Annotated in this window: 20 protein-coding genes and 1 pseudogene; 2 read left to right on the forward strand and 19 right to left on the reverse strand. The window is 39.4% G+C overall.

All coding sequences use genetic code 11. The features are described 5' to 3' along the window. Nucleotides 1-12: 12 nt before the first annotated feature. From EHQ58_RS01070 to EHQ58_RS01090, 5 genes are all read right to left on the reverse strand, one after another. On the reverse strand, nucleotides 13-585 hold the full coding sequence (locus tag EHQ58_RS01070) for a hypothetical protein (protein ID WP_135621493.1): 573 nt from the start codon (nucleotides 583-585) through the stop codon (nucleotides 13-15). A 62-nt stretch (nucleotides 586-647) separates the two neighbouring features. Then, nucleotides 648-2423 (reverse strand): polymer-forming cytoskeletal protein, encoded by a 1776-nt coding sequence (locus EHQ58_RS01075; RefSeq protein WP_135621494.1) that lies wholly within the window; start codon nucleotides 2421-2423, stop codon nucleotides 648-650. 297 nt (nucleotides 2424-2720) lie between these two features. Beyond that, the gene (locus tag EHQ58_RS01080) at nucleotides 2721-2975 is read right to left on the reverse strand and encodes a hypothetical protein (protein WP_135621495.1); all 255 of its coding nucleotides are present in this window, start codon (nucleotides 2973-2975) and stop codon (nucleotides 2721-2723) included. Continuing rightward, on the reverse strand, nucleotides 2975-3991 hold the full coding sequence (mltG, locus tag EHQ58_RS01085) for an endolytic transglycosylase MltG (RefSeq protein WP_425460464.1): 1017 nt from the start codon (nucleotides 3989-3991) through the stop codon (nucleotides 2975-2977). The genes EHQ58_RS01080 and mltG overlap by 1 nt, the downstream gene beginning before the upstream one ends. A 61-nt stretch (nucleotides 3992-4052) precedes the next feature. Next, complete coding sequence (locus EHQ58_RS01090; protein WP_135621609.1) at nucleotides 4053-5111, reverse strand: UDP-N-acetylmuramate dehydrogenase; 1059 nt, start codon at nucleotides 5109-5111, stop codon at nucleotides 4053-4055. 51 nt (nucleotides 5112-5162) lie between these two features. On the opposite strand from EHQ58_RS01090, the gene EHQ58_RS01095 reads away from it, so the two are divergent. Further along, nucleotides 5163-5528 (forward strand): Spx/MgsR family RNA polymerase-binding regulatory protein, encoded by a 366-nt coding sequence (locus EHQ58_RS01095; RefSeq protein WP_135621497.1) that lies wholly within the window; start codon nucleotides 5163-5165, stop codon nucleotides 5526-5528. A gap of 1 nt (nucleotide 5529) precedes the next feature. Here EHQ58_RS01095 and EHQ58_RS01100 read toward each other — a convergent pair whose 3' ends face one another. From EHQ58_RS01100 to EHQ58_RS01165, 14 genes and pseudogenes are all read right to left on the reverse strand, one after another. Beyond that, nucleotides 5530-6423, reverse strand: coding sequence for a transglutaminase family protein (locus EHQ58_RS01100; protein ID WP_135621498.1), 894 nt, complete (start codon nucleotides 6421-6423; stop codon nucleotides 5530-5532). Further along, nucleotides 6416-8950, reverse strand: a complete 2535-nt coding sequence (locus EHQ58_RS01105; protein ID WP_135621499.1) for a circularly permuted type 2 ATP-grasp protein — start codon at nucleotides 8948-8950, stop codon at nucleotides 6416-6418. The genes EHQ58_RS01100 and EHQ58_RS01105 overlap by 8 nt, the downstream gene beginning before the upstream one ends. Before the next feature lie 12 nt (nucleotides 8951-8962). Next, nucleotides 8963-12214, reverse strand: coding sequence for a transglutaminase family protein (locus EHQ58_RS01110; RefSeq protein ID WP_135621500.1), 3252 nt, complete (start codon nucleotides 12212-12214; stop codon nucleotides 8963-8965). 3 nt (nucleotides 12215-12217) lie between these two features. Further along, nucleotides 12218-13186 (reverse strand): alpha-E domain-containing protein, encoded by a 969-nt coding sequence (locus tag EHQ58_RS01115; protein WP_135621501.1) that lies wholly within the window; start codon nucleotides 13184-13186, stop codon nucleotides 12218-12220. Nucleotides 13187-13198: 12 nt separating this feature from the next. Continuing rightward, on the reverse strand, nucleotides 13199-14623 hold the full coding sequence (locus EHQ58_RS01120) for a circularly permuted type 2 ATP-grasp protein (protein WP_135621502.1): 1425 nt from the start codon (nucleotides 14621-14623) through the stop codon (nucleotides 13199-13201). Between the two features lie 202 nt (nucleotides 14624-14825). Further along, nucleotides 14826-15389, reverse strand: a complete 564-nt coding sequence (locus EHQ58_RS01125; RefSeq protein WP_135621503.1) for a YqgE/AlgH family protein — start codon at nucleotides 15387-15389, stop codon at nucleotides 14826-14828. Beyond that, nucleotides 15389-16351 (reverse strand): Gfo/Idh/MocA family protein, encoded by a 963-nt coding sequence (locus EHQ58_RS01130; RefSeq protein WP_135621504.1) that lies wholly within the window; start codon nucleotides 16349-16351, stop codon nucleotides 15389-15391. The genes EHQ58_RS01125 and EHQ58_RS01130 overlap by 1 nt, the downstream gene beginning before the upstream one ends. Before the next feature lie 25 nt (nucleotides 16352-16376). Continuing rightward, nucleotides 16377-17489: a molecular chaperone DnaJ gene (gene dnaJ, locus EHQ58_RS01135; protein WP_135621505.1), complete on the reverse strand. Its 1113-nt coding sequence runs from the start codon at nucleotides 17487-17489 to the stop codon at nucleotides 16377-16379. Between the two features lie 19 nt (nucleotides 17490-17508). Continuing rightward, nucleotides 17509-19438, reverse strand: a pseudogene (gene dnaK, locus EHQ58_RS01140) (molecular chaperone DnaK). Between the two features lie 28 nt (nucleotides 19439-19466). Then, nucleotides 19467-20039 (reverse strand): nucleotide exchange factor GrpE, encoded by a 573-nt coding sequence (gene grpE / locus EHQ58_RS01145; protein ID WP_135621506.1) that lies wholly within the window; start codon nucleotides 20037-20039, stop codon nucleotides 19467-19469. Between the two features lie 12 nt (nucleotides 20040-20051). Beyond that, the gene (hrcA, locus tag EHQ58_RS01150; protein WP_135621507.1) at nucleotides 20052-21083 is read right to left on the reverse strand and encodes a heat-inducible transcriptional repressor HrcA; all 1032 of its coding nucleotides are present in this window, start codon (nucleotides 21081-21083) and stop codon (nucleotides 20052-20054) included. 142 nt (nucleotides 21084-21225) lie between these two features. Beyond that, nucleotides 21226-22158 (reverse strand): sensor domain-containing diguanylate cyclase, encoded by a 933-nt coding sequence (locus EHQ58_RS01155; RefSeq protein WP_135621508.1) that lies wholly within the window; start codon nucleotides 22156-22158, stop codon nucleotides 21226-21228. After that, a complete protein-coding gene (locus EHQ58_RS01160; RefSeq protein ID WP_135621509.1) occupies nucleotides 22151-23323 on the reverse strand; it encodes a glycoside hydrolase family 172 protein in 1173 nt (390 codons plus the stop codon). The genes EHQ58_RS01155 and EHQ58_RS01160 overlap by 8 nt, the downstream gene beginning before the upstream one ends. Next, complete coding sequence (locus EHQ58_RS01165) at nucleotides 23313-23804, reverse strand: hypothetical protein (RefSeq protein ID WP_135621510.1); 492 nt, start codon at nucleotides 23802-23804, stop codon at nucleotides 23313-23315. The genes EHQ58_RS01160 and EHQ58_RS01165 overlap by 11 nt, the downstream gene beginning before the upstream one ends. A 45-nt stretch (nucleotides 23805-23849) precedes the next feature. Here EHQ58_RS01165 and EHQ58_RS01170 point away from each other — a divergent pair, with 45 nt between their 5' ends. Beyond that, nucleotides 23850-26399 (forward strand): [protein-PII] uridylyltransferase family protein, encoded by a 2550-nt coding sequence (locus tag EHQ58_RS01170; RefSeq protein ID WP_135621511.1) that lies wholly within the window; start codon nucleotides 23850-23852, stop codon nucleotides 26397-26399. Nucleotide 26400: the final 1 nt, after the last annotated feature.

Consider the following 26400-nt stretch of genomic DNA (forward strand, 5'->3'; position numbering starts at 1 on the left):
AGAAAATCACTTTTAGGGCCCTATTACTGCTATTTTATAAGTGCCTTTGTACTCAATAACTTGCTTCACTTCATTGATTACAAACGTGTTACGATTTATTGACAGTTGAATGACTGGTTTCCAGCCAAGAAATGGGCCAAAATTGCTTTTCTCATTCTTATTCCACTGAATGGAAATGATCTTATATTTTTTATTTTGAACCAGCGTTTTGATTTTCTCAAAACCCATGTTTTTTCGATCGGATGTAATCTGCAGATATTTTTCCAGAGGGGTACTATCGAGGATGGTTCCCTGTCCAAAAACATAAGGTAAAAATGATTCTTCCCATTCGCGATTTTCTAAAACGCAAGCTAGGTTTTCCCCAGATTTTCCCTCACTCACGGATTTGATAAATGAAAGCACACACTCATCCTTACTAGATTCGATTCCCGACCAGTAAATAGGTTGTTTCTTGAATGCTTCGAGTTTGATTCGTGTTGGCTCGATTTCTTTCGCTAATTGCTCTTGTGCTATCTCTCTAGGATCTTTATCACAATTCGTAAGAAGGAAAATAGAAGTTAGTAATACATAAATTTTTGTGTTCATAAATAAAAAGCCCCATCCTTTCGGATGAGGCTTCCTCGCATGTTTAAGATGCTTTTTTAATCTTATCTAGCTCTGTAAACAGTCCAGTCTGCCCACCATTTTCCATCAGCAGAAGCACCAGCACCCGTTGCAGGCGCAGATGATAATGTTGTAAAATCAGGTTTTGAGGCTGAAAAACCACAGCTGTCAGAGGTAATATTACCTAAACTAGTGATTGGCAGAGCAGTTATGCTCGCTGTCACTGCAGTATTCGTGCACTGAGAGCCTATAGTGCTACTTTTTCCAGAAGTACCAAACAGTGTCGAAGTAGTAGGATTCGTATTGGCACCACCACCTGAGTTATTATTGCAAAGAACGTTTCCTGTATTAAAGTTCCAGATCAAACCGTTGGTAAAAGTCCCAGTCATACCTTCACGGTATCTTTGTCCATAGCCACCAGTTATGTCAGCACCGATAAGAGTAAACTTAGATACAGTAGGGTTTGTGTAGAATGATCTAGCAGCTCCGCTTGTATCTGAACCATCCATTTCCATACCGTGTGGGTCAGTCGACGGAGAACCACCGCAAGTCGTAGGGTATTTTACACCAATAAGTGTGGATAAAGTTCCACTAAATCCCTCATCCATATCGAAGTCATCATCAAGACCTCCAGATACTAGAAGGTGATCGCCTGCTACGTTTCCACCCCACCACTCAAAACCATCATCCAAACCACGGTGAATTTGAACATAGCTATAGTTTGATGCAGTCGTCGCAGCGTAAGACGAGACACCATTTAATTCGTCACCAGGTGCCACCTCATTTCCAGCAAATTCAACAATCGCATACTTCAAAGTCAAAGTTGCATTTGTTGTTCTTGGGTAAGATTGAGGTGTTGTCCCTTCTGTGTTAGACGATCTTGTTGCAGAGCCGTTACCGATGATAACGATACCACCCCAATCGCTAGGGTATCTTGAACCAGGGTTTTGCGCAGAAGTGAAACAAATTGGAGCCGCAGCCGTTCCAGTCGCATTTACAGACCCGCCATCTTGGATGAAGAGAGAGGAACCTCTATTACCGAAGATTACAGCACCAGGACTGATTGTTAAAGATCCACCGCTTTTTACTGTCACGGTTCCGCTTAGGATTGCTGAGTTTGAGATCGTTTTAGCGGAAGTGATATCTCCAGTCAGTACTTCTGGAGTTCCTGTCACTAATTTTCCATCACAGACGTTTTCACCTGTTGTTGGAGACACTAGATTGTATGTACCTTTTTTTACGACTACCAATGACTTGATGTTGATTGTGAATCCACTCGCAGTTATCGTTGCCTGATTTTTATTAGTTAGATCTGCCTCATTGATGTTTAGTGTCATCACGGCAGTACCTATCGCATCTGTAAAAGTTGATGGATCAAGAGCAGCTACGTTATCGCAGGTTCCCACTGTCGGAGATGCACCTGTTGAACCTAGCGCAGTAAGATTAAATGTTCCTGTAATTGCATTAACTTTGAAGTTTAGAACAAATTCACCATCCAAACCATTAGTAGTCTTTTGGTTCGAAGTTGTCACGGGAGCATTCGTTTCACAAGCAGTAAAGTCCGATAAGCTAGTCTGTCCTGCAACGAGAACATCCGTTGCCCCTGCCGTTAATGATACCTTTCCATCTCGGACTGCAATTCCAGATGAATCAAGAAGCGATGCAGTCATCGTGACTGTATATTCCGTCTGATTCAAAAAATACAATGCCGCTAATAAAAGACCTGAATCATCTTTTTTGTCTTTTTTACAATCGATTGTCGTGAGTGAAAGCGCAGCAATGCTTGCAGCGATCAGTCCCTTTTTAAAAATTCCTTTCATTTCATTTCCTCTTTCGATAGTCTCGAATTTGTTCGTTGGCGGGATTTCCCGTCTGGGAAAATGTATTTTTCTCCCCCAACTGAAATCTAATATCCCATGTTTTTGTTACAATGAAGTGACAGGTCTGTGAAGGATTCGTAAAAACACGGCGAAAGGGTGAACAAATTTTTAGAAAAAAAAGGGGATTTTTGGTTTCGATTGCCTTTCAGAGAATCTGTGTTAGAGAGAAGGCATTGGGTGGCGGGTCTAGAACCCCACCCAAAGTAGGGCGGGGATAGTGATACCCTCGCGCGCAATTCAACCGATTTTCTTTAATATCTTCTCCAGGTTACTTTTGATACGACGTTTCTGATCATCGGTAAGCATAAGTTCACCTCTCTCGGCTTTCTCGATGACAAGTTCAGCCTTTTCAATAAAGACAACTGCCGCATCGTCAACTGCCTCTTGGCGTACCTGTTTTTCTCGGTATGCATCTAATGACTTTTGAACATCCAATAATTCTTTCGAGATGCTACCAATCGCTACATTTAAATTTATGATGTCTTCATTCATTATTGGTAGAGAACATCTATGAATTTCTTTTTTGCATCGAGGTGTTCTTTGAATGTCGCGGAAAAATAATGTGATCCGTCGGGTTTAAGTAAAAAAAACAATTTATCTGATTTTTCTGGCTTAAAGGCAGCGAGCAATGCAGGTAAACCAGGATTAGAAATCGGACCGGGAGGCCATCCACTATTCATATAGGTGTTGTAAGGTGATACAATTTTTAGATCCGTTTCAAAAAGACGCTTTTTAGGCTTATCAAACAAGTATTGGATCGTTGCACATGACTCTAAATTGATGCTCTTTTCGATTCTTGTGAGAAAGACTCCTGCCATCATTGGCCTCTCTTCCTTTCTTACAGCTTCTCTTTCAACGATGGAAGCGAGAACGACTTTCGCATGTAAGTCCTTTGCAGAAATTCCTTTTGCCTCGGGAATTGATTCTAATTTTTTAAAAAACCGTTTGATCATCATCTCGACAATTCGATCTCCTGGGTAATTCAGAGGAACAGAATAAGTTTCCGGAAATAAATAACCTTCAGTTGTTGTAGCAGGGATTTTAAATTTTTCTAATACAGCTTTATTGGCAGCGGCAGCAAGGAATGTTTCGCGTGATAGAATTAATTTTTTAGAAACGAGAAGATCGCCAATTTGCCGGTTGTTATATCCTTCTGGAACCGTAAACGTTATCAGCTTAACCTTTCCAGAGACAATCAAATCTAAAATCTTGCGCGAACTCATACCATCATTGATATCGTATACGCCTTGTTTGATCTTATTTCCGGAACGAGTAAACTTGATCAAATAATTGAAATACACGGAAGATTTGATCATGCCTGCTGAGGATAATTCTTTGACCACCGTGGAAGAGGAGGCACCAGAATCGATGATCAATTCATAATTTACCTGTCCATCTCCGACGGCACCGCCTTTCATCTCATCAATGATGAAAAATGAGAATATGGTAACTAGAACAATAAGTGCAAAACCAAGCACGGTAAACGTAATTATTTTTTTCGGATTCAGCTTCATAAATTTAGTATTCTCTTACATTCTTTAAGGATATCTTATCTAACTCAAATTCTTTTTAACATAAAATTACAGGTTCCATACTTAATTTAATGTTAAATTGTTTCAAAACCGAACTCTTTATCTCATCGGCTAAATTGAGTAAATCCTGAGTTCTTCCATTTATATTGATGAGAGCCAAACTATGCGCGGAGGAAATACCAACTCCATTCCTATTCATACCTTTATGAAACCCTGCGGATTCGATCAACCAAGCAGCTGGAATTTTGAATGTTTCTTCATTCTCTTTGTATATTTGTGGCGGAGTCAAACCCAATTGACTGACTCGCGATAGAAACGCATCTGTTAACTCACTCGAGAGTATGGGATTTGTAAAAAAAGAACCCACAGATTTTGTATTTGGATCCGATTCATCTAAGACCATTGATTTAGTTTTTCGCAGTCCTAAAATTAATTTTCTCAAGGCAAACAATTCCTCTGTCCGAGAGGATTCTTTTGTGGCCACCATTTTCCATTGTTTCTCTACTTCGGGATATTTTATCTGTACCGGTATCTTCTTAGACAATCGAAATGTAACCCGAGTTACAACATTTTTATTCCAATCACCAGATTTAAATCTACTATTTCGATAACTAAAGTTACACTCTGAATTGGTAACTTCAACCAGGGATTCAAATTGATTGACAAAACGAACTTGATCGATTGTTTCACTGACATCTTGTCCATAGGCTCCGATATTTTGTATCGGACTTGCACCCACACAACCGGGGATACCAGAAAGACATTCTAAGCCAGAGAGGCCCTGTTCCAAACTGTAAGTGACAAAGGAATCCCAAATCTCACCAGCACCGACCTGTACTACCATTTCCGACTCAGTTTCGGATAAGCACTCTATGCCTTTAATTTCAATTTTTATAACAAGGCCAAGATAACCTTGATCACTGACTATCGTATTCGATCCGCCACCTAAAATCCAATGCGGGATATTTCTTTCCTTGGCAAAGCGTAATGATTCTAAAATTTCCAATTCGGACCGACAGATAACAAAATAGGAAGCACATCCACCCAACTTTAAGGTTGTATAAGGGGCAAGCGGTATGTCCTTTAATATCTCCACGAATTCCAATAAAAAGTTTTTGTTTTTATCGTAAGTAAAAAATTTGGAGATGTGAAAAATAGAAACATCAAAGTTTACCAGTATTCTGGCTGCAGTACCTGCCGCAAAGCCATCAATTTTCTCAATCAATTCAAGATCCCCTTTGAAAGCATACCCATTCGAGATAATCCACCCACCATATCGGAGCTTAAAAAAGGAAAGCAGACGTTAGGTGACTTAAAAAAATTATTTAACGTTTCTGGCAACGATTACAGGGAAGGAAAGTGGAAGGACAAAATCAGCAATATTTCCGAAAGCGAGGCACTACTTGCATTATCTAAAAATGGAAATCTAATCAAACGACCTTTCGTACTCTTTGACAATGATGTCCTCGTGGGATTTAAAGAAGATGAATGGAAAGAAAAGTTTAAAAAATAAATTAGAACTCGGAGATTGCTTCTCGCAATACATCTACCTGTACTAAAAGCTTATGTTTTCCTCCACCGAAAATGATACCCTTTAGCGGAGAAACATCTGCATAATCTCTTCCGACAGCGGTGATTATATAATCTTCGGAGATCATCTTTCCATTGGTAGGATCGAAATCTTGCCAACCCATATCAGGACAATACACAGAAATCCAAGCATGGGTGGCATCACTACCTCTCAATTTTTCTTGTCCTGGTGGAGGTTGGGTTTCTAAATAACCACTTATGTAACGAGCAGGGATTCCTAACGACCTTAAAGCTGAAATAGACAAATGACTAAAATCCTGACAAACTCCTTTCTTTTCAGTTAACACTTGTTGTAAGGGAGTATTGATGGTAGTTGCTTTTACATCATACTTAAATGTAGAATAAATTGATTTTATTAGCTCTAAGGTACCAGCAAATACTGGTTTGCCTAGCGGAAAAAAAGGCCTTGCAAATTCGGCAAATTCATGCCTCTTTACAATAAATGGAGAGTGGTGCAGATACTCTATGGCGGAAATATCCTGTTCTAGATTAGATTCGGCTAGCAGTGATTCAATTTCATTCCAAGGAGTCGAACGCATCAAATCATAACCGACCTCTGCCGAATGCGTACGAATTGTCGACTCTACTATGACCTCAAGCGATTTATGTGGATCTTCGACTGAAAACAAAAAAACCTGATTTCCAAAATAATCCCTGCGGAAGGACGAAACAACTGGCTTCGGATTGACAGTGACATGCGTTCGAAAACAATCTTGGTGCCTAGAGGTAAGTGGATACATATGAGCTAGGTTATGACAATAGGCCACCAACTCTTCATAAGTATAAGTTGTTTTATGAACTACTCGGTATTCAGCCATTACTGTCTCCAATACGTGTCTGTTCTTCGGCATAGTTGAAATAACGCAGAGATATTGTCTCAGAAAGAACGCGCAACTGGTTGAAAAGATCATCGAGCCAAACAGCAATCGTCTCATTACTTTCGGTTTCCGCAAACAATATGGAAATATCTTTCATTTTAAAATGCGTATACAATCGTAAGGCGGCGCGATCTTCTGAATATGTAATCTTATCTTCTTTGCCTGGAAGATATTTCAAACAATCGTTGATTCTTTCTAACTGGTAACCTAAAGATCTTGGGTTAGTCGTATCAAACAATAAGATATCAAGGACTGATTCTTTATCTATACGACCACGATATCGCCTATTGTACGTAATCCTGATGTCGTTGATACTTAGAAGATTCTCGAAGGAAGATTTATCCTGCAATTGTTCCCAGCGGAATAAACCCTGTAATGTATAGATTAAACCTGCAGATCTTTCCATCCTTCTTCCTAATTCTAAGAAATACCACCCTGCTTCGCGGCTCATATTCTCAAAAGAAAGTCCTGTTAAGGAAGAAAGATTTAAAATGATTTTATGAAGAAAATCGATAAGCGCGTCATAAGATTCAATGGGATGATTCAAATGGTCTTCGATATTGAGCATGTTCTTCTTCATATCTTCTGACAATCGATCTCTTACTGATTTTGAAGCGTGCACTAAGCCTTTAATATTGAACGCCAAACTTCCTACTAAAAATTTATCCGTCGCAAGTTTTTGTAATTCCTTAAAGGGATACGCGAATAGCTCTTCGGCATCATCGCCAAGAAAGCCTGGATAAGAATTAGTTACATGAGTAACTAGTCGTAATACATTATGAATAGCTTCCTTTTCATAATTGTCTTCGAGTTGGAGAACTTTAAAGGTTGCTTCCCTAAAAATTCGAGATTGGTTTTCTGCTCTCTCCATATAACGAGCCAACCAGAATAAATTATCTGCAACCCGAGATGGAACCCCTGAACTTTTTCTGGAGATTGAAATATTTTCTGTTTTTGGTAGGATGAGAGTTTCCTGTTTTTGCGCTTCCGAAGCAAGGATCCATAGATCTTTACTCCAGGCTCCTCTCTGGCTAGTCACGAAGAAATCATCTAACGAAGGAGATACTCTTACCAAACCTCCTGCCATAGTTTGGTAGCCGCTTCCCGAAGACGTAACAAATGTTCTGATAATAGCTCGGCCTGGCCGAAAGCCATTCTCAGCCAAAACCGGAACGGTTGCTGAAGGTATCATTTCTTGAGCAATAAATCTTTTCGGATTTGCATGAAGTAGTTTTAGAAAATGATCTTTCCTTTCACCACTTAACTCCAAAAAGGTGACAGGTTCCAACTCATCATCTCGAGAGACAGTTTTGAAAACATATTTTTCTGCAGAATCCATAACTTTGGATAGATCATTTTTATTTCCGAGCCAATAGGTAGGAGCCATCGGAAGTATAAGATCTTCACCTAAATAGAATTTGCATAACTCTGAGTAAAATGGTAACAGTGCACGATTTTCCAAAAAAGAAGAACCAATCGGATTTGCCACGCGGACATTTCCCGAGCGTATTGATTCTAATAAGCCTGGAATTCCAAGAAGAGAGTCGCCACGCAACTCAAGGGGGTCCATATAAATATCATCTACGCGACGTAAAATCAAATCTACTTGTTGAAGACCTTCAACCGTCTTCATATATACTTTATTTTTTCTGACGGTTAAATCTTCACCCTGAACTAAGGTATAACCAAGATAACCAGCTAAGTAAGCATGTTCAAAATAAGTTTCATTGCTTGGTCCTGGTGTCAATAAAACGATCACTGGTTCTCTGTTAGAAATGCCTGCTTGTTGTGTCAGTGCCTTTCTCAGTGAACGAAAATATAAAGCCACACGATGTACCATCGCATCCCTATACATCGAAGGAAAAATACGGGAAAGAACAATTCGATTTTCTAACGAGTAACCTGAGCCAGACGGAGCTTGCACTCTATCATTTAAAACATAGAATTGGCCATCCGCGGCACGAATGATATCACAAACAAAAAAGATTAGCGCGGGATTCCTCGCCAGGAAGTGATTCGATTCATAAGTTCCATCACAAGCACGAAGAAAAGTTGAGGCATTGAAGAGAAGTTCCGATGGAATTTTTTTCTCAAATAAAACCCTACGCTTTGAATACAAATCACGAAGTAAACTATCGAGTAGATCTGCCCGCTGATTCAGCCCTCGCTCTAAAACTCGCCACTCCTCGCTCTCCATGATCATAGGAAAGAGATCAAGATTCCAAGGTCTCTCCTTCGCTTCCGGAGAATCCGTTTGATAAATGTTATATGTAACGCCATTTTCACGCAGAATCCGGTCAGCATCTCGTCGACGATTGATGAGTTCTGCTGGTCCCAGATCTTGGAAAGACTTCACTAAAAATTTATACTTCTTTCGGACCGTCCCTTCTTCATCCATCAGCTCATCATACACTCCTGATAGAGGACGATAATTGCTTGTTAGTATATGAGGATCCTGAGTCATCATTGCGTGAGACTGTTATATCATTCTTAGGTCTAGTGTCGACGGAAAACTTTTATTTTCTAACCGTACTGGCGGCAAGGATTTTCCGATCTTATGCCCATGCGTCCAAAATCTGGAAATACGTCTAGATTCGGCCTCGTAACCATTTATAGGGAAGCTGGAGTAAGATAGTCCACCAGGATGGGAAACATGGTACGTACAACCCCCTAAAGAGCGATCATTCCATTTGTCGTAAACATCAAAAACCAGGGAAGGCTGCGCAGGCAAATGAGGATGTAAAGTAAGTACAGGAGCCCATGCCTTAAATCGAACGCCTGCTACATACTCATTTACCAATCCTGTTGCTTGTAATGGAACTTCGTAGCCATTGCAGCTAAGAGTGTATCGATCAGGGTGAAATCCGGTGATTTTGACTTGCAATCTCTCCACAGCCGAATCTACACCACGCGATGTTCCCTGAGACGTATTTTCTTCACCTAACACATGCCATGGTTCTAAAGCCATACGTAATTCGATCTGCATTCCATCCAAATAAGATATACCATACTGTGGAAAACGGAATTCAAAAAAAGGATCAAAGTCTTTTTCCAGGAAACTATACCCGGAAATTTGTAGATCTTTGATTACTTCTTTAAAATCCCTATATACAAAGTAAGGCAACATAAATCTATCATGAAGATCAGTAGACCAGTTTACAGGCTGGCCAAAGTATGGAGTTTCCCAAAATTTTGAGATGATCGCCATAACAAACGCTTGTTGAACGATACTCATCTGAAAATGAGGGGGCATTTCGAAGGCTCGCATTTCTACAAGACCAAGTCTTCCTGTTAAGCTTCCCGGATCGAAAAGTTTATCTATTGAAATTTCTGTTCGATGTGTATTCCCCGTTAGGTCAACGAGAATGTTTCTAAATAAACGATCCACGAGCCATGGTGGTGTAAAACGACTAGAGTCAATTTGCTGGAAGGCAATTTTTAATTCATGCAATGAATCGTTTCTTGCTTCATCAATCCGAGGTGATTGTGAAGTTGGCCCAATGAACATTCCAGAAAAAAGATAGGAAAGGCCAGGGTGATTTTGCCAATAAGCTACTAAACTTCTTAAAAGTGAAGGCTTTCTGAGAAAAGGACTGTCCTGAACATTGGCACCACCAACAGTAATATGGTTTCCGCCGCCTGTTCCAGAATGCCTTCCATCAATCATAAATTTCTCAGCCGTTAGTCGACCAAGAGCAGCTTCTTCATATAGAATTTTTGTTTTAGTAACAATGTCTGAGAAGGCGGAAGACGGATGCATATTTACTTCGATCACACCAGGGTCAGGTGTAATTTTAAAGCGATTGATTCGTGGATCAAATGGAGCTTCGTATCCTTCTATTACAATAGGTAAATCTGTCATTTCCGCAGTTCTTTCTAGCTGGTAGATGAGATCTAACCAACCTTCCAAGGTCGCAATAGGAGGTAAAAAAACTCTTAAATTTCCATTTCTTGGTTCCACGCAAATCGCAGTTCTTGATTGAACAGGTAAATCTATGTTATACGAAAGAGAAGGCTGTGCACCTCGAATCTGCTCCAATTCTCGTCTCTTTGGTAACGGTTCACGTAATAATGCTGGGTCTTCTTGGTATGGGTAATGTTTCAAAGTTGCCAAGGATTGGATAGGTAATCTATATCCAATGGGAGAATCCCCAGGTATTAAATATAGTTTCTTCCTACGAAAATTCCATTTGTGACTGATCCAGTTTCCATCTACATTATTATATTCTAATGGAATGACATAACCAACTTCTCTGTTGATCCCTTTCTCCAGATTTGTCAAAATTCGTTTTCTCTCCATTTTATTGAAGTGATCAAGACCTTCAAGAAGCGACTCCTCTTCAACTGGTAGGTTTCCCTCTTGCCAGAGGTAATATAGATTATCCTCATAAGCCGGCTGAATGAATTCATGAGCCAACCGAAGATTGTCTGCCAAGACACTGGTAAACATTCTTGCATCATCCGCAGTTGCTGAACCGGTATACCTATCATCTGCTAATAGGTAGTCATTCTCCCAAATCTTCTCTCCATCTAATCTCCAATAGGCAATCATGGCCCATCTCGGTAAAGGCTCACCTGGATACCATTTACCTTGACCGTACTGTAATACGCCGCCTTCTGCAAAATGGCCTTTTAATTTCTTGAGAAGTTGTTCTGATTTAGAATATTTTTCATAACCGAGAGCATCAAAATTCCATTCGGGAGCATCCTTATTCTCTGTAGATACAAAGGTAGGCTCACCTCCTATGGTTAGGCGAATGTCATTCTTTTTAATGCGCTTTTCAATCGACTCGCCTAGTTTTAAGATTCTTTCCCAATCTTCATCAGCATAAGGTAAAGTGACACGCGGGGTTTCTTTGATTCGATCCACTCCCATATGGAAGGAGAACTGACCTTTAGCCTTTTCTGTAAAACCGAAGATAGGTCCTGCCGACTCTGGTTCTGGAGTAGCTGCGAGTGGAATATGACCTTCACCTGTAAACAATCCTGAAGTTGGATCAAGCCCTACCCAACCTGCGCCAGGTAAAAAAACCTCTGCCCAAGCATGTAAATCCGTAAAATCTTTCTCTGCGCCCGATGGGCCATCTAATGACTTCACATCAGCCTTTAATTGGATTAAGTAGCCGGAAACAAAACGAGAAGCGATACCAAGATTTCTAAGAATCTGTACCAAAAGATAAGCACTATCCCGACAAGAACCCATTCTCTTTTTGAGAGTAACTTCCGGAGATTGTACGCCTGGTTCCATTCTAATAATATAACCAATGTCAGCATATACCTTTGAGTTCAGTGCGACGAGAAAATCAATCATTCGTCTCGGAGTAATATCTACACTCTTAATGTAATCACTCAAGACTTTACTCGGCTTTCTAGGTTTAAGATAAGGAGCTAATTCTTTCTTTAAAACTTTATCATAAGAAAAGGGATATTTTTCTGCATGTTCCTCGATAAAGAAATCGAAAGGATTTACTACTTTCATATCAATTACGAGATCAACAGCGACTTGAAACACTTCGCTCTTCTCATTGAATACAAGACGCGCTAAATAATTTCCAAATGGATCTTGTTGCCAGTTTAAAAAATGGTTCTCAGGTAGGATTCTCAACGAATAGGAAACAATATGGTTTTTTGTGTGCGGTGCTGGTCTTAACCGTATCACATGAGGAAAGAGCTGAATTTTCTTATCATAGTGATAAGTTGTTATATGTGAAAGTCCAATTCGTATACTCATAGTTTAGCTTTTAAAAAATCTCTCAACGATTTTTGATCCGATCTGGTTTAACTCAATTTGGATGTCATCAAGATATTCATGAAGTCCTTTATCAAAGATAGATTCTATATTTTCCGACCGAAGACGATTCAAATAAGTAGTTGCGGCATCCTGAGCTAAATTACGCGGCAATCCTTCTTTCGTACCCGAAACTTTCTCAAGACTTTCCTCAATCTCTTGAAGGCAAAAAACAATCGACCGAGGAAATGTTTGATTCAAAATCAAAAATTCTGCGATATCATTTGGATGCACTTTCTTATACTTTCTATTATACATCTCATGTGCGGATGCCGATTTTAGCAGGGATAGCCATTGTAACAAATCTAAGGTGGAACCAACATCTTGTATCGAAGGCAGTAAAATGAAGTACTTCATGTCCAAAATTCGCGTTGTTTTATCGGCTCTCTCTAAAAATCGTCCAAGAAGAGAAAAGCTCCATACTTCATCATGCGAGATTGTCGCATCGGAGCAGCCATAAAAACTTTGGCAGCTTTTTCTCACATGAGATAAAAATCCTGAGAGATCTGCTGATATGCCTTCCCCTCTTGTCTGCGGATTTTCCATGTAAGATTTTCGATATTCTTTTACAGAAAGATAAAATTCATTTAAGACCTCCCACATCGAAGTGGAAATATTCTCCCTAATCGATCGGGCATTCTCGCGAGCCCTCAACAAACAGTTGTAAATTGAATTTGGATTCTCATCATCAAATGTCATAAACTTGATTACGTTTGCTGGTGTAATCTTTTCATATTTCTTCTCGAATTCTTTTGAATCTCCCGTGGTGTGCACGAGGGGCATCCATTGATTCGGAAATTCATCATTTAAATCTAACGATAGTTGATGATTGACATCAATGAAACGAGAATAATTCTCTGCTCTTTCTATATACCGATTCAACCAAAATACAGATTCTGCAACTCTACTTAACATATGGTATTCCTATTATCCGAGAACCCAGGTGTCTTTTGAACCACCTCCCTGGGAAGAGTTTACAACCAATGAACCTTTTCTTAATGCAACGCGAGTTAAACCACCCGGCATTACATAAATGTCTTTTCCATAGAGTATAAATGGTCTTAAATCCACGTGCCGCGCTTCAATTTTATCATCAATCAATGTCGGAACCGTTGATAGATTGAGAACAGGCTGAGCGATGTAATTTCTAGGATCCGCAATTACCAATTTTTTGAAATCCTCTTGTTCTTGTTTTGTCGCTTTTGGACCAATAATCATCCCGTATCCGCCTGCACCATTGGCTGCTTTAACCACTAGATTATGAATGTTTTCAATAACATATTTAAGATCTTTTTCTTGCGAACAAAGGTAAGTAGGAACATTCGGGATTATTGCCTCTTCACCTAAGTAATATTTGATCATGGCTGGAACGAAGGAATAGATCACTTTATCATCAGCCACTCCAGTTCCAGGCGCATTTGCTAGCGCTACATTACCTTTTTTGAACGCTTCGAATATACCTTTTACTCCAAGTAAAGAGTCTTCCCTAAAAGTCAATGGATCCATAAACGTATCATCTATTCTTCTATAGATAACATCGATTTTGCGAAGTCCTTTTGTCGTTTTCATAAAAACTTTATCATTCTCAACGACTAAATCAGACCCTTCCACTAGAAAAACTCCCATTTTTTGAGCTAAAAAGGAATGCTCATAATAAGCTGAGTTAAAAACTCCTGGAGTCCAAACGGCGATTACTGGATCGTCTGCGTTTGATAAATTTTCTAACATAGAGCGAAGATGATATGGATAATCATATACCTGACGGATATTTAGTTTATCAAATAACTCAGGGAAGGTGCGCTTCATCACCTCTCGATTTTCAAGAACGTACGATACCCCTGATGGACATCTTAAATTGTCTTCAAGTACATGAAATGTTCCTTCTCCATCTCTTACTAAATCCGTTCCCGTAATGTGAATCCAGATATCCTTTGGAGGTCTCAACCCAATACAAGGCTTCAGATAACCAGCGCTAGATTCTATGATATCTCGGGGAATAATACCATCTTTAAGTATTTTTCCTTCACTATAGATATCTCGAAGAAATAAATTCATGGCCTCAATGCGTTGTTTGAGTCCTTTTTCCATTCGAGTCCATTCCTCACTCGGTACGATTCTAGGAATAACATCGAAAGGCATAATACGTTCTTGTTCTTCACCTTCGCCGTATAACGTGAATGTTATGCCAAGGGAAATGAGCGCCTTTTCCGCAGACGAACTTCGCTTAACTAGCTCTAGTCCACCCAGACTCTCCATTTTACTTTTTAAAAAATGATAACTCGTGCGAGGGTTGCCCTCTTTTGAAAACATTTCATCATAAACGTTTTTTGTTTCATAGTCTGCGATAAACATGGCGCATACTTCCTTTTGCTTATTTATGTAGCAATTTCCGTACCAAATCATACAGATCGCCCCATTTGATGAAAAGGAAGGCAAGTGGACATAATGCAATCAATGTCCCATCGATATGTGTCTAAATTTTAAGCACGAGGATCTCGCGCTGTCAATTATTGTTTATGATTTAAACAAAGCGCTTAAATTATATCTTTGAAGACTAATTGAGAAGGGGATCTTTCGTGTGTTCTACAAAATATTTATAGATTCCGCCCTTATTTTTTAGAGCATCTCGCCATAATTCTTCTGTTTCGTCTTCCCGGAAGATGATTTCTTCGGTTACATCACTGACAGCCCAAGATAATTTTTCGAATTCTGATTCCAATTGGCCTGTTGACCAACCTGAGTAGCCTTGAAATACACGAAATTGTGTTTCCTCGGACTCCAAAACTTCGACCAAAGTATCATAACTTCGAGCCATGTAGACACCTGGTATGATCTCCACACCCGGATCTTTCGAGGATTTCTTATTATGGACGATCGTTACGAACATATTGTCCACAGGTCCGCCGTCATAAACGGGACGGTCGGAATGAGCGGTAGAAGGGAGATTTTTGATTAGTGATTCCAATGTTTGTTTTGTTGGTTTGTTTAATACCAATCCAAAAGCACCATCCTCATCATGATCAACCATAAGAATGATCGTCTTATGGAAAAAATCTTGTATGACGCTTGAATTGGATATGATTAGTTTACCGCGAGTCGACTTTGGTAAATCAACCATTAACGATTTTCCTGTATCTGTTTTAAAATTTTGTAAGCAACTTCAAGTGTTTTGATATCAGAATCACCTTTGACCATCGGAGTGGCTTCTCCTTTAATGCAACTTATGAAGTGCTCATGCTCTTGCTTTAACGGATTATCTTTATGAACAAAAATTTTCTCGACAATCGATTCTTGTTTATATCGAATCTCACCTGATCCAAGTTGGGTGGTGGAACTTGCTTGCCTATGCAACTCGATTTCTTGGTTTGTAAAATCTAAAAACACGTACGAATCTTTCTGAGAGATATTGAGAGTTCTAATCTTTGCTTGGGAAGCTCTCGATGCATTGAGGCTGGCTACACAACCATTCGCAAAACGAATCACGACACTCGCAACATCTTCATGTTTTGAAACAAACGAAGAACCTACTGCTTTGACATCAACAACCTCTGATTTCACAAGATTTAGTACGATGTCGATATCATGAATCATCATATCTAAAACCACACCAACATCCGCAATGCGCGAATTGTAAGGAGCAAGTCTTCTCGATTCTATCAACAATGGATGTTCTGCGATTTTTCCAAGCTCAAGTACGGCCCCATTAAATCGTTCCACGTGACCAACTTGTAAGACTAGATTGTTTTTGTTGGCAAGGTCAACCAACTCCCGTGCTTCCTCGACCGTTTGAGAAATCGGTTTTTCAACTAAAACATGCTTTTTTTCATTTAATGCTTGTTTGGCGATCTTGTGATGTAAGAAAGTTGGGGCAGCTATGACTATAGCATCCACTTCCTTTAACAATTCCGCTTCTGAAGCAAATGCTTTCGTTTTATGTTTCTCGGCAATTTGCGTTGCTCTTTCAGCACTCGCATCATAAATACCCACTAACTCTGCATCGGTGAGCATTTTTGCAACATTGACATGGTACTGACCCATGTGGCCAGTACCGATAACGCCTAATCGGACTTTTTTATCCATAGATAGATCTCATATATTGGGAGCATTATTGGAAAAACAACTTCGATTTTCCGCCCGCTCCCACCTTTTCTCCAGATTCTTTCGCAAATTCTTCTAATAATTCTTTTTGTTTTTTAGTCAGTTTTTTTGGAATTTCAACCCGGATGACTACGTGCTGATCTCCTTTTCCATAAGACCCAAGGTAAGGAATCCCGTGCCCTTTCAACCGAAAGACTTGACCACTCTCGGTTCCCTCTGGGATTTTCAGCTGTATCAATTTGCCTTCAATCGATGGAACCTCGATTTCGCCTCCGAGACAAGCAAGCGAGAGGGAAATCGTCTTTTGAATGATTAGATCATTACCTTGTCTCTCAAATTGCGCATGTTTTTTAATGTGTGTTACCACATATAAATCCCCATGTGGTCCGCCGCTTGGACCGGCTTCCCCTTCCCCTGAAACTTTTAATCGACTTCCAGATTCTACTCCTGGCGGAATTTTAATATGAATCGTTCGGCGCTTTTCATTTAATCCTTCGCCTTTACAGGTCTTACAAGGATTAGAAATGATTTTGCCCTTACCTTTACATCGAGGGCAGGTAGTTGTGACGCTGAAAAAACCCTGTGTCCTACGCACTTGACCGGAGCCACTGCAATCAGGACAGACAGTAGGCGATGAACCCTTCGCAGCACCCGAGCCACTACAATCGGTACAGGTCTCAGCTCTCGGAATTTCGATTTTATACTCTTTACCAAGAGCAGCATCCTCTAAACTAATTTCTAGGTTATAGCGAAGGTCAGATCCTCTTTGAGGACCAGATCTTCTAGAACCACCGCGGCCCCCACCACCGAAAAATTCACTGAATACATCTCCGAAATCTCCGAAGATGTCTGAAAAATCTGTGTAAGCGCCTTGTCCAAAGCCTTGTCCACCAGCGCCTACACCGGCTTTACCGAATTGATCAAATGCGGCACGTTTTTGTGGATCACGTAACACTTCATAGGCTTCGGTTGCCTCTTTAAATTTTTCTTCAGCTTCCTTATCACCCTTATTTTTATCAGGGTGATATTTAATGGCTAACTTACGATAGGCGCCCTTGATTTCTTCATCAGTTGCACCTTTCGAAACGCCCAATACTTCGTAGTAACCGCGGTCGCTCATAAACTATACTTCTTTAAATTTATTTTTTATCTTCATCAACAACAGTGTAATCAGCATCGACTACTTTTTCACCACTGCCGTTTGATCCATTTGGTGCGCCTTGCGTCTGCTCTGCCCCTGGTCCCGTGTTCAGCTCCGGCACCTGGTGCAGCGTAAATTTTTTGCGCAATCTGAGTCGCAACTTCCTGGATCGCATCTTTTGCAGACTTCATTCTATCGAGATCTTGAGACTCCATAGCCTCACGTCCTCGTTTCACTTCATCCTGTACCCGTTGCTTTTCAGTAGCATCCAATTTATCAGCCGCTTCAGTCGCAGTCTTTTCTAAGCTGTAACAAAGAGATTCTAGTTCATTCTTCGTATCTGCAAATTCGCGTGCTTTCTTATCTTCTTCTGCATGCGCCTCTGCATCTTTTACCATTTTTTTGATCTCTTCTTCTGACAGTCCAGACGAAGACTCAATTCTAATTTTCTGTTCTTTACCTGTTCCTAAATCTTTTGCAGAAACATGAACGATACCATTGGCATCGATATCAAACGTAACTTCGATTTGAGGAACTCCTCTTGGAGCAGAAGGAATACCTACTAGATCAAATCGACCTAAAGTTCTATTATGTCCCGCCATTTCTCTTTCACCCTGTAACACGTGAACAGAAACAGTCGTTTGATTATCAGCCGCCGTAGAGAATACCTGCGATTTTCTTGTAGGAATCGTCGTATTTCTTTCGATCAGCTTTGTCATCACACCACCAAGTGTTTCGATACCAAGTGATAATGGAGTGACATCAAGTAACAATACATCCGTTACTTCACCAGCAAGAACACCACCTTGAATCGCTGCACCAACTGCTACCACTTCATCAGGGTTAACTGACTTGTTAGGCTCTTTTCCAAAAATTTCTTTTACTAGAGCTTGGACTGCTGGAATTCTAATGGAACCACCAACAAGAATTACCTCATCAATTTCACTTGCACTAAGGCCTGCATCTTTCAACGCATTGATACAAGGAATACGAGTTCTTTCCACCAAGGATTTTGTGATGTCATCAAACTTTGCACGAGTTAAAGTCATATCCAAATGTTTAGGACCAGAAGCATCAGCCGTAATGAATGGAAGGTTGATTTGCGTTGTTGAAGTTCCAGACAATTCAATCTTTGCTTTTTCCGCGGCTTCTTTCAATCTTTGCACTGTGTTTTTATCTTGGGAGATATCGATGCCAGTTTGTTTTTTGAATTCATCAATCATCCACTGCATTACAACATTGTCAAAGTCATCCCCACCGAGGTGTGTATCACCATTTGTAGATTTTACTTCGAAAACGCCATCTCCAAGCTCGAGAATGGAAACGTCGAATGTTCCTCCACCAAGATCATAGACTGCAATCTTTGCGTTTGTTTTCTTCTTATCAAAGCCGTAAGCAAGAGCTGCAGCTGTAGGTTCGTTGATAATACGTTCCACTTCAAGACCAGCAATACGACCCGCATCTTTTGTTGCTTGTCTTTGTTCGTCATTGAAGTAAGCAGGAACAGTAACAACTGCTTTCTTTACTTCGTAACCAAGAAAATCTTCTGCCGTTTTCTTCATTTTCATGAGAACTCGTGCAGCAATTTCTTGCGGAGTGAATTCGCCTGAAACAGTTTCAAATTTCACGCCATCATTTCCGGCACGAATCACTTTATAAGATACCATCTTCGCTTCTTCCTGCGATTCGTTGTATCTTCTACCAATAAATCTTTTTGCAGATCTGATCGTATTTACGGCGTTCGTAATTGCTTGGTTCTTAGCAAATTGGCCAACAATCGTTTCCCCTTTTGCAGTATAAGCAACTATCGAAGGAGTAGTTCTCGCTCCCTCTGAGTTTTGGATCACAACTGGATCTCCACCTTCCATAACAGCAACACACGAGTTAGTTGTTCCCAAATCGATTCCGATAATTTTTTCTTTAGACATAATCAATCTCCTTCTTATTTATCTTAATTTAACTTTGTGGTTTTCCCACTTTCACTCTTGCAGGACGAATCGGCTGTTTTGATTCACCATCTTCAAAGTAATAACCTTTCTGATAGGTTTCGATGACAGTCTCTTCGATGTAATCTGCACTTTCTTCTGAAACGATTGCTTCCATAAACATGGGATCAAATGAAGATCCGTTTGGATCGAGTCGTTTGATTCCTTCTCTCTCAAGAATTCCTAAAAAATCTTTTTGGATCATAATGATTCCATCAATGAATGCTTGGATTTCTGGAGTAGCATTCGTTACACTTGTTACTCTCTCTAAATTATCAAAGGCACCAAGAAAACTTTCTGCAAATTTTTTAATTGAATCTTTTCTAGCATTCAAAAGATCATTCGCAGTTCTTCTCTTGTAATTTTGAAACTCTGCCCTTTCTCTTAGCCAAGAATCTTTTAAGGTATCCACTTCCTTCTTTGCTTTATCCAATTCATTTTCAACACCATCCATGGCTGATTTCATGGCTTCATCTGAAAGAATTTGCTCTTCCGGTGTGGGATTTGACCCTTCTTGTACTACTGTTTCATTGGTCTCTGCCATTTTTCCTCCTACCTATCGACTCATTTTTGTTATCATTTCAGAAACTAATTTTGATGTGAATTCTAACAAGGGCAATGTCTTGTTATAATTCATTCTCTGCGGTCCTATAATTCCCATAGAACCAATACGCTTCTCACCCATCCGATAATTCGTAGTAATGATAGTCACGCCACCTAACTTTTCATCACCATCTTTGCCTATTATCGTATATACTCCATCCATCGGCACGTGTTCTGTAAAAAAGTTTCTCAGAAAATTTTTCTCATCGAAAAGATGTAAAATATTCTCTAAACGATCCTCTTCGTCCCGAAAGTTTTCATATAAATTTTTTAACCCATCAATATAGAGATTATCAAAATTAAAATTTTCTGATGCCATAGAACGAGCTATAGACGGTGCAAGCAGTGCGAACCCTTCTGGCCCTTCTTTTTTTAGCATCATTTGCGGGATCAAATTGTTCTGTATTTCATGAACATCGAATCCCTTCACGTTTTCATTTAAATAGCGTGAAATTTGGTAGAGCGATTCTTGAGAAATATGATGATCGAAAAAAATATTTCGATTCAAAACTGTTCCAGAACGCATAACCAATATCATCAATACCTCACCACCATTTACGTGAATGAGTTCTAAGTGTTTTAAAGTATCCAATGAACCTTCAGGTCCAAGCACGACACTTGCACTTTGCGAAAGTGAAGCGAGCACTCGAGAAGTCGCGACGAGCACTTGATCCAACCTGAACTGCATTTTCAGATATTCTTCTTGGATCCTCTGCTTCTCTTTTAACGTTAGCTCAAAGAGTGTAACCAAACTATCGACATAAAATCGATAGCCTCTTTCCGTAGGGACTCGGCCACCAGAAGTATGTCTGGCAACAATAAATCCCATATCTTCTAGCTCAGAGAGAGAAGTTCTGATCGTAGCGGGAGAAAGTCCGATTTCATACTTCTCTGAAAGCGTCTTGGATCCGACAGGTTTGTTGTCGGAAACAAACTCATCCACAAGAGCTTTTAATATCACTCGATGCCTTGGCGAAAGATCCATATTCTCTATACTTCTTTAGCACTCTATACATTAGAGTGCTAATCTATCTAAAAAGTTTACGAATAGGGGGTTTTTAGGTCAAGTAAGTACAAAAAAATTGAAGCTAAAATTAGCAGTCTTACGCAAAAACTGCTATTTCGGTTCAAACGGGGTAACTTTCGATCCGATCTCTTCCCGAATTTTTGGCCTGGTAGAGGGCAATGTCGGCTGCTTTGATCACTTCTTCGGGTTTCTGTGTAGGATGGATTTTCGTGTACCCCATGCTGATCGTGACATTCAAATAGAAATTATCAAAAATGAAAAAACGATGCTCGCGGACAGAGTCCAGCATTCTCTGGAATACGATGGTGGCAGCTGGAACGTCCGTGTCTGGAAGGATGCAGCCGAATTCTTCTCCACCGATTCTGCCCACAGTGTCTTCTTCACGCAAACAATCGCGGAATATGACGGCAATGTTCTTTAGAACCTGGTCTCCCGTATCATGTCCATAGGTATCATTGATCTGTTTAAAATGATCAATGTCTATGACACCTAATATCGCTTCTCGGTTCCTTCGTTTTACGATCGCGATGCTCTTAACTAATGTATCTTGAAACGATCTGCGATTAGGTAGAAGGGTCAATTCATCCATATACGCTAATCTTTTAAGACTATTGATGAGTAGGGTCTTTTGTTCTTCTAAACGTTTGCGTTCCCTGATGTCTCGAACTATGCAGGCGTAAAGATTTTTACCTTCGCCGGCGGGTCGGATTTCAAAGATCCGCATTTCAACGGGAACCAGACCAGAAAGTTTTGTATGCATTTCGAGCTCGCGGAGTGCACCGGAAACATACTTTGAGTCTTCAGACTTTAAAATATAAGAAACTGTTAAGTCGTCTACCTTGTTGGAACTGAAATCAATGGGAAATAGGAATCCAATTGTTTTTTGTTTGAGTTCTTCTAAAGTGAAACCACTTAAATCCTCTAATGCGGGGTTTGTAAGAACAATTTTGCTATCATTGTTTAAAACGAGGATACCATCTATGGATCTGGCAACAATCTCTTGCGAAGTTTTTAACTCGTTGATTTCATTCATTGCCCCACACGCTTCCTTTTTCTTTCCTATAGGCATCACGCCACTTATGGATATGTCGATAATTTATTTCAGGCTGGTTTTGCCTGAACTCTTTTTTTGGTAATGGAACGTAACTTTCGAAATTTAAATTTTGATACCAGTATGATACAGAGATTAGATCCACTGTCAAGGCATTGGCGTGACCATGCTCTAAAAGAAATTTAAAACTTTTCTCAAAGGCAAGAGGAGATTCCAACCAGAAACGATAAAGATGCGTTCTTCCCAACCAGCCAACGCTATCGCTAATTCTTGGATAACCAAAGAAGGGATGCATGAAAATTTCTTTCGGACACCATGCTGTATTAAAGAGGTCTTCTGTTCCTGTTCCATGCAGTTTCGGTGGCCATTTTTCTGAGTCTATAAAGATCTGATCATCTCCTTCCCCATACCACATGGGAGTCGGTGAGTCTACATAAAGGTTTAATCCAATAAAGTGACCTCTTCCTTTCGTATCGAGGACAACAAATTGATTCTTTATGTCTAATGGTGCCTTCTCCGTTTCTCCTAGTAGGGCCCATTCATTTTCTCGACCATCTTTTGTATTCGGAGTGGTAATGGTTCGATTCCAAGAAGCAAAAAATCTTAGATCAGAATCAGGTGGGGTGATCCATTTTTCATAATCAACATAGAAATAAAAATTTTCTATTTCCACATCACTTTCATTCTCAATCTCGATCTTAGCTGTGTTTGCATATGGCATAGGTATATAAGAATTCAACGCCTTACCTTTTTTCGGTCCCACAACTAAGAGCGCCGAATTTAAAATATATTCCTCTCCCCAACCCTGTCCAAAAAAGTCACCTAACGGAACTTCTACAGATGGCTTAGTTTCTCCATCCCAATACATTCTGATGACAGTATTTCTGCGAACCATCGGATCTTTTGAATTTAAAGTGATCCAAATGTGTTTGATGACTCCTGATCCTTTTATTTCTGCTATAACCTTTTTACCTTTTCCGGGTATCTTAATAAAGTCGTCATTTCCACCTAATCGATCATAACTAGAAATTCTTTCCGTACTATATTTTTTAGGCAACCAAAGTGAAGAATCGATCGTCTGTGAATCAATCGAAATTGGCACATAAATAAAAGACAATAAGAGACTAAAATAGATTTTAATTCTCATTAGTCGTCTTCCAGAGTTTTAAATTTACAATTACGAACATTAGAGAAACCAAGAGTGCTTGCATAAACATTTCCAAAGCGACAAGCGTATGAATTTTTAAACTGACATCAGGTATAAAAAAAAGAACACCTTCCAGATTCCCAGGAGCAGGCGAAATGGCAAGTAGCCCGCTGATGATGCCCTTGCTCCAAAAAACAAAAAATAAAATGCTAGGAATCGACTGTTTTTTTAGCCAGTCTAAGGTATGCACCAATAGAATAGAAAACAAAAACGCATTTATGATCTGTATCGGGAAAAATAATCTCATTGCCTCTGCCCAGAGCAATGGATTACTTTCGGTAATGAGAAATCTTTGAAAGATCGCTCCTTCTCCTACATAGTATTTCTTCATGACGAATTGATAATATGGTATAGAAACCACAAAATAAGAAATAAGATGACAAATAATGTATGTAAATATGATTCTAATTTTAGTCTTCATGAAATACCATTTTAATCCTTCGCTTCCATCCCAATCATTCTAGCCATGAAATTAGAACTCAAGGCAAAACTTTTAAGAACCTTTCCCAAAGCCAAAACCATACAGTCTGGTAGGCTATTCACCCGTCAACTTAGCTATTTAATCGATTCGTCTCTTGTTTCCTTATTTCAGGGCTTGGATCAGGAGTATTCTGTGTCTCAACACCTTGCCTTGATACCAATTGGTGGGTACGGGAGAATGGAAATTGCTCCGTATTCCGACATTGATCTTCTTTACCTCCATGATGGTAAATTGAAACACGAAATTCTCACTGCGATCATTTCGAAAATTAACAATTTTCTATATAATAACGGGAGAGAAGTTGGCCATACCTGTAGAACCATCAAAGAGTCTTTCGAATCTCTTGAGAATATCCAAAGCTATCATGCAGTACTTGACTCTCGATTTTTGATAGGCTCACGTCCGTTATATATCAAGTATCAGTCAGATTTCCTGGAGAAACTACCCTCTGATAGAGTAGCAGAATTCAACGAGTTTAAAATCGCTTTTTTGGAAGGACGAATCATTAATTCCTATGACCCGTTTCTGCTCTCAGAACCGAATCTTAAGAATGATCCACTCGGTTTAAGAGATGTTCAGTTTATCTACTGGCTGGAGAAGACAAGTCTCTTAAAGAATGATCATGGATCTGGAGTTTTCGATTTCTTTCTTAAAGGTGACACACTTCCAATCCTAAACGCTTATGATTTTTTACTTCTCACAAGATCAGCCCTACATATATTATCTGGTCGAAAAAACGATCGCCTTGATTTGAACTATCAACCAGAAGTTGCAGAATTTTTGGGATTTGGAGAAAAAACAAATCTAAATGCGATCGAAAGATTTATGAGTGCTCTTTATAAATCTCAAAAAGAAATTTATTTTTATTTGGGAATGTACTTGGATGCCAGAAAAACACCCATTGTTCCAAGTTATACGAAATCATTTTCAAATCCTGACACTCTATATGAAGAGGTAATTCACTTTTTTTTAGATGCGCAGGAAACAGGAACAGAGCCATCACGCATCTTATTAAATGATTTAAGATTTGCTTCTAATTTTATCGATGAAGATTTTAAGAGTAATAAAATCGTCATTGATTCATTTATCAAATTGATCAAAAACAAAAAGCAAGTGGGCCATTTGCTGACGTTAATGCATGAATGTAATATTCTCGGAAAACTGATACCAGAATTTGGAGCTTGTACCAATTTTCCTTTGTTCAGCTTTCATCATCAATATACTGTAGATGAGCATACGCTACTCATTTTAAGAGAACTCGATCTCCTTATAGAAGGAACCTGGGAAGACCTCCAAGTTCAAGAAATCTTCAACCAGTGCGAAAAAGTTGACATTCTTATTCTCGCTATACTCATTCATGATGCCGGTAAAGTAAAAGAAGGTGACCATTGCCAATACGGCGCTGAGTTAGCACTGATTGTCGCGGAAAGATTTAGATTCAGTGAGGAAGATACGGAGCTACTTCGATTTCTAGTCGCCGAACACATCATCATGTCTGAACTCTCTTCAAAACGAGACATTCATGACCCAGAGTTAATTTTAAATTTTTCAAAAATATTTGCTACGCCAAATACTCTACGTCTTCTATATATTTTGACCATTATCGATACCAAATCGGTTGGCAAAGGTGTTTTAACAAATTGGAAAAAAGAAATCTTATATTTCCTTTATCGCTCCACCTTAGAAATTCTAGAAAAGAATACGAACCCCATTAAAACCATTGAACGGATAGGACAAACGCTAGAATCTTATCTGATTGAAAAAGAAGGACTCGAACCAGATGTTTGCCGTGGGATCGTTAAATTCGCATTAGACGTAAAACCACAATCCTATTTAAATTATAATACACCGCGTCGAATTTTTCAGCATTTTGTTAACATTATGGAATGGAATGCATCAAAAGAATCCATAAAATTTATTTCAGAGTCTGAACCAGCATTTATCACAATATCTATATTCAGCTCAGAAAACAGACAGTTGTTACTTTTTGTATGCGGTACTATTTCTTCTTTAGGACTTAATCTCGTTGGGATGAGACTGTTTCGAACCGTCAATGGTGATATCATTTTACAGGCACAAATTACAGATCAGATCGGATCCGGTGCCATAGGGTCCGAACAAATTGAAACCATCGAGCACACCATAAAGGACTGCATAAATGGAAAACTTAATATCGAAGAAATAGCCACAACGAGCAATATTTGGTCTAGCCCCATCAAAATTCCTGATGGTATGGTGGAACAATTGGTAAAATTCTCAAACGATATTTCAATTAATTATACTGTGTTAGAAATTAGGCTCCCGGACTCTCTGGGTTTGGTTTATAGAATTTTAAGAACGTTACTTGATTTTGATCTAAATGTTATTTTTGTTCGTATCTCAACTAGCGCCGATTTTGCGTATGACTCGTTTCATATCCAAACAAAAGATGGTTTCAAAGTTGAAAATTCTGATCTTATTTTTTCAATAAAGGAGAAAATCTTAGAAGTTACCCAAATGAAAGAAAATCAGGGAGTTTTTGAGATAGATTTTTAAT

The sequence above is a fragment of the Leptospira ognonensis genome (assembly GCF_004770745.1).
Classification (GTDB): domain Bacteria; phylum Spirochaetota; class Leptospiria; order Leptospirales; family Leptospiraceae; genus Leptospira_A; species Leptospira_A ognonensis.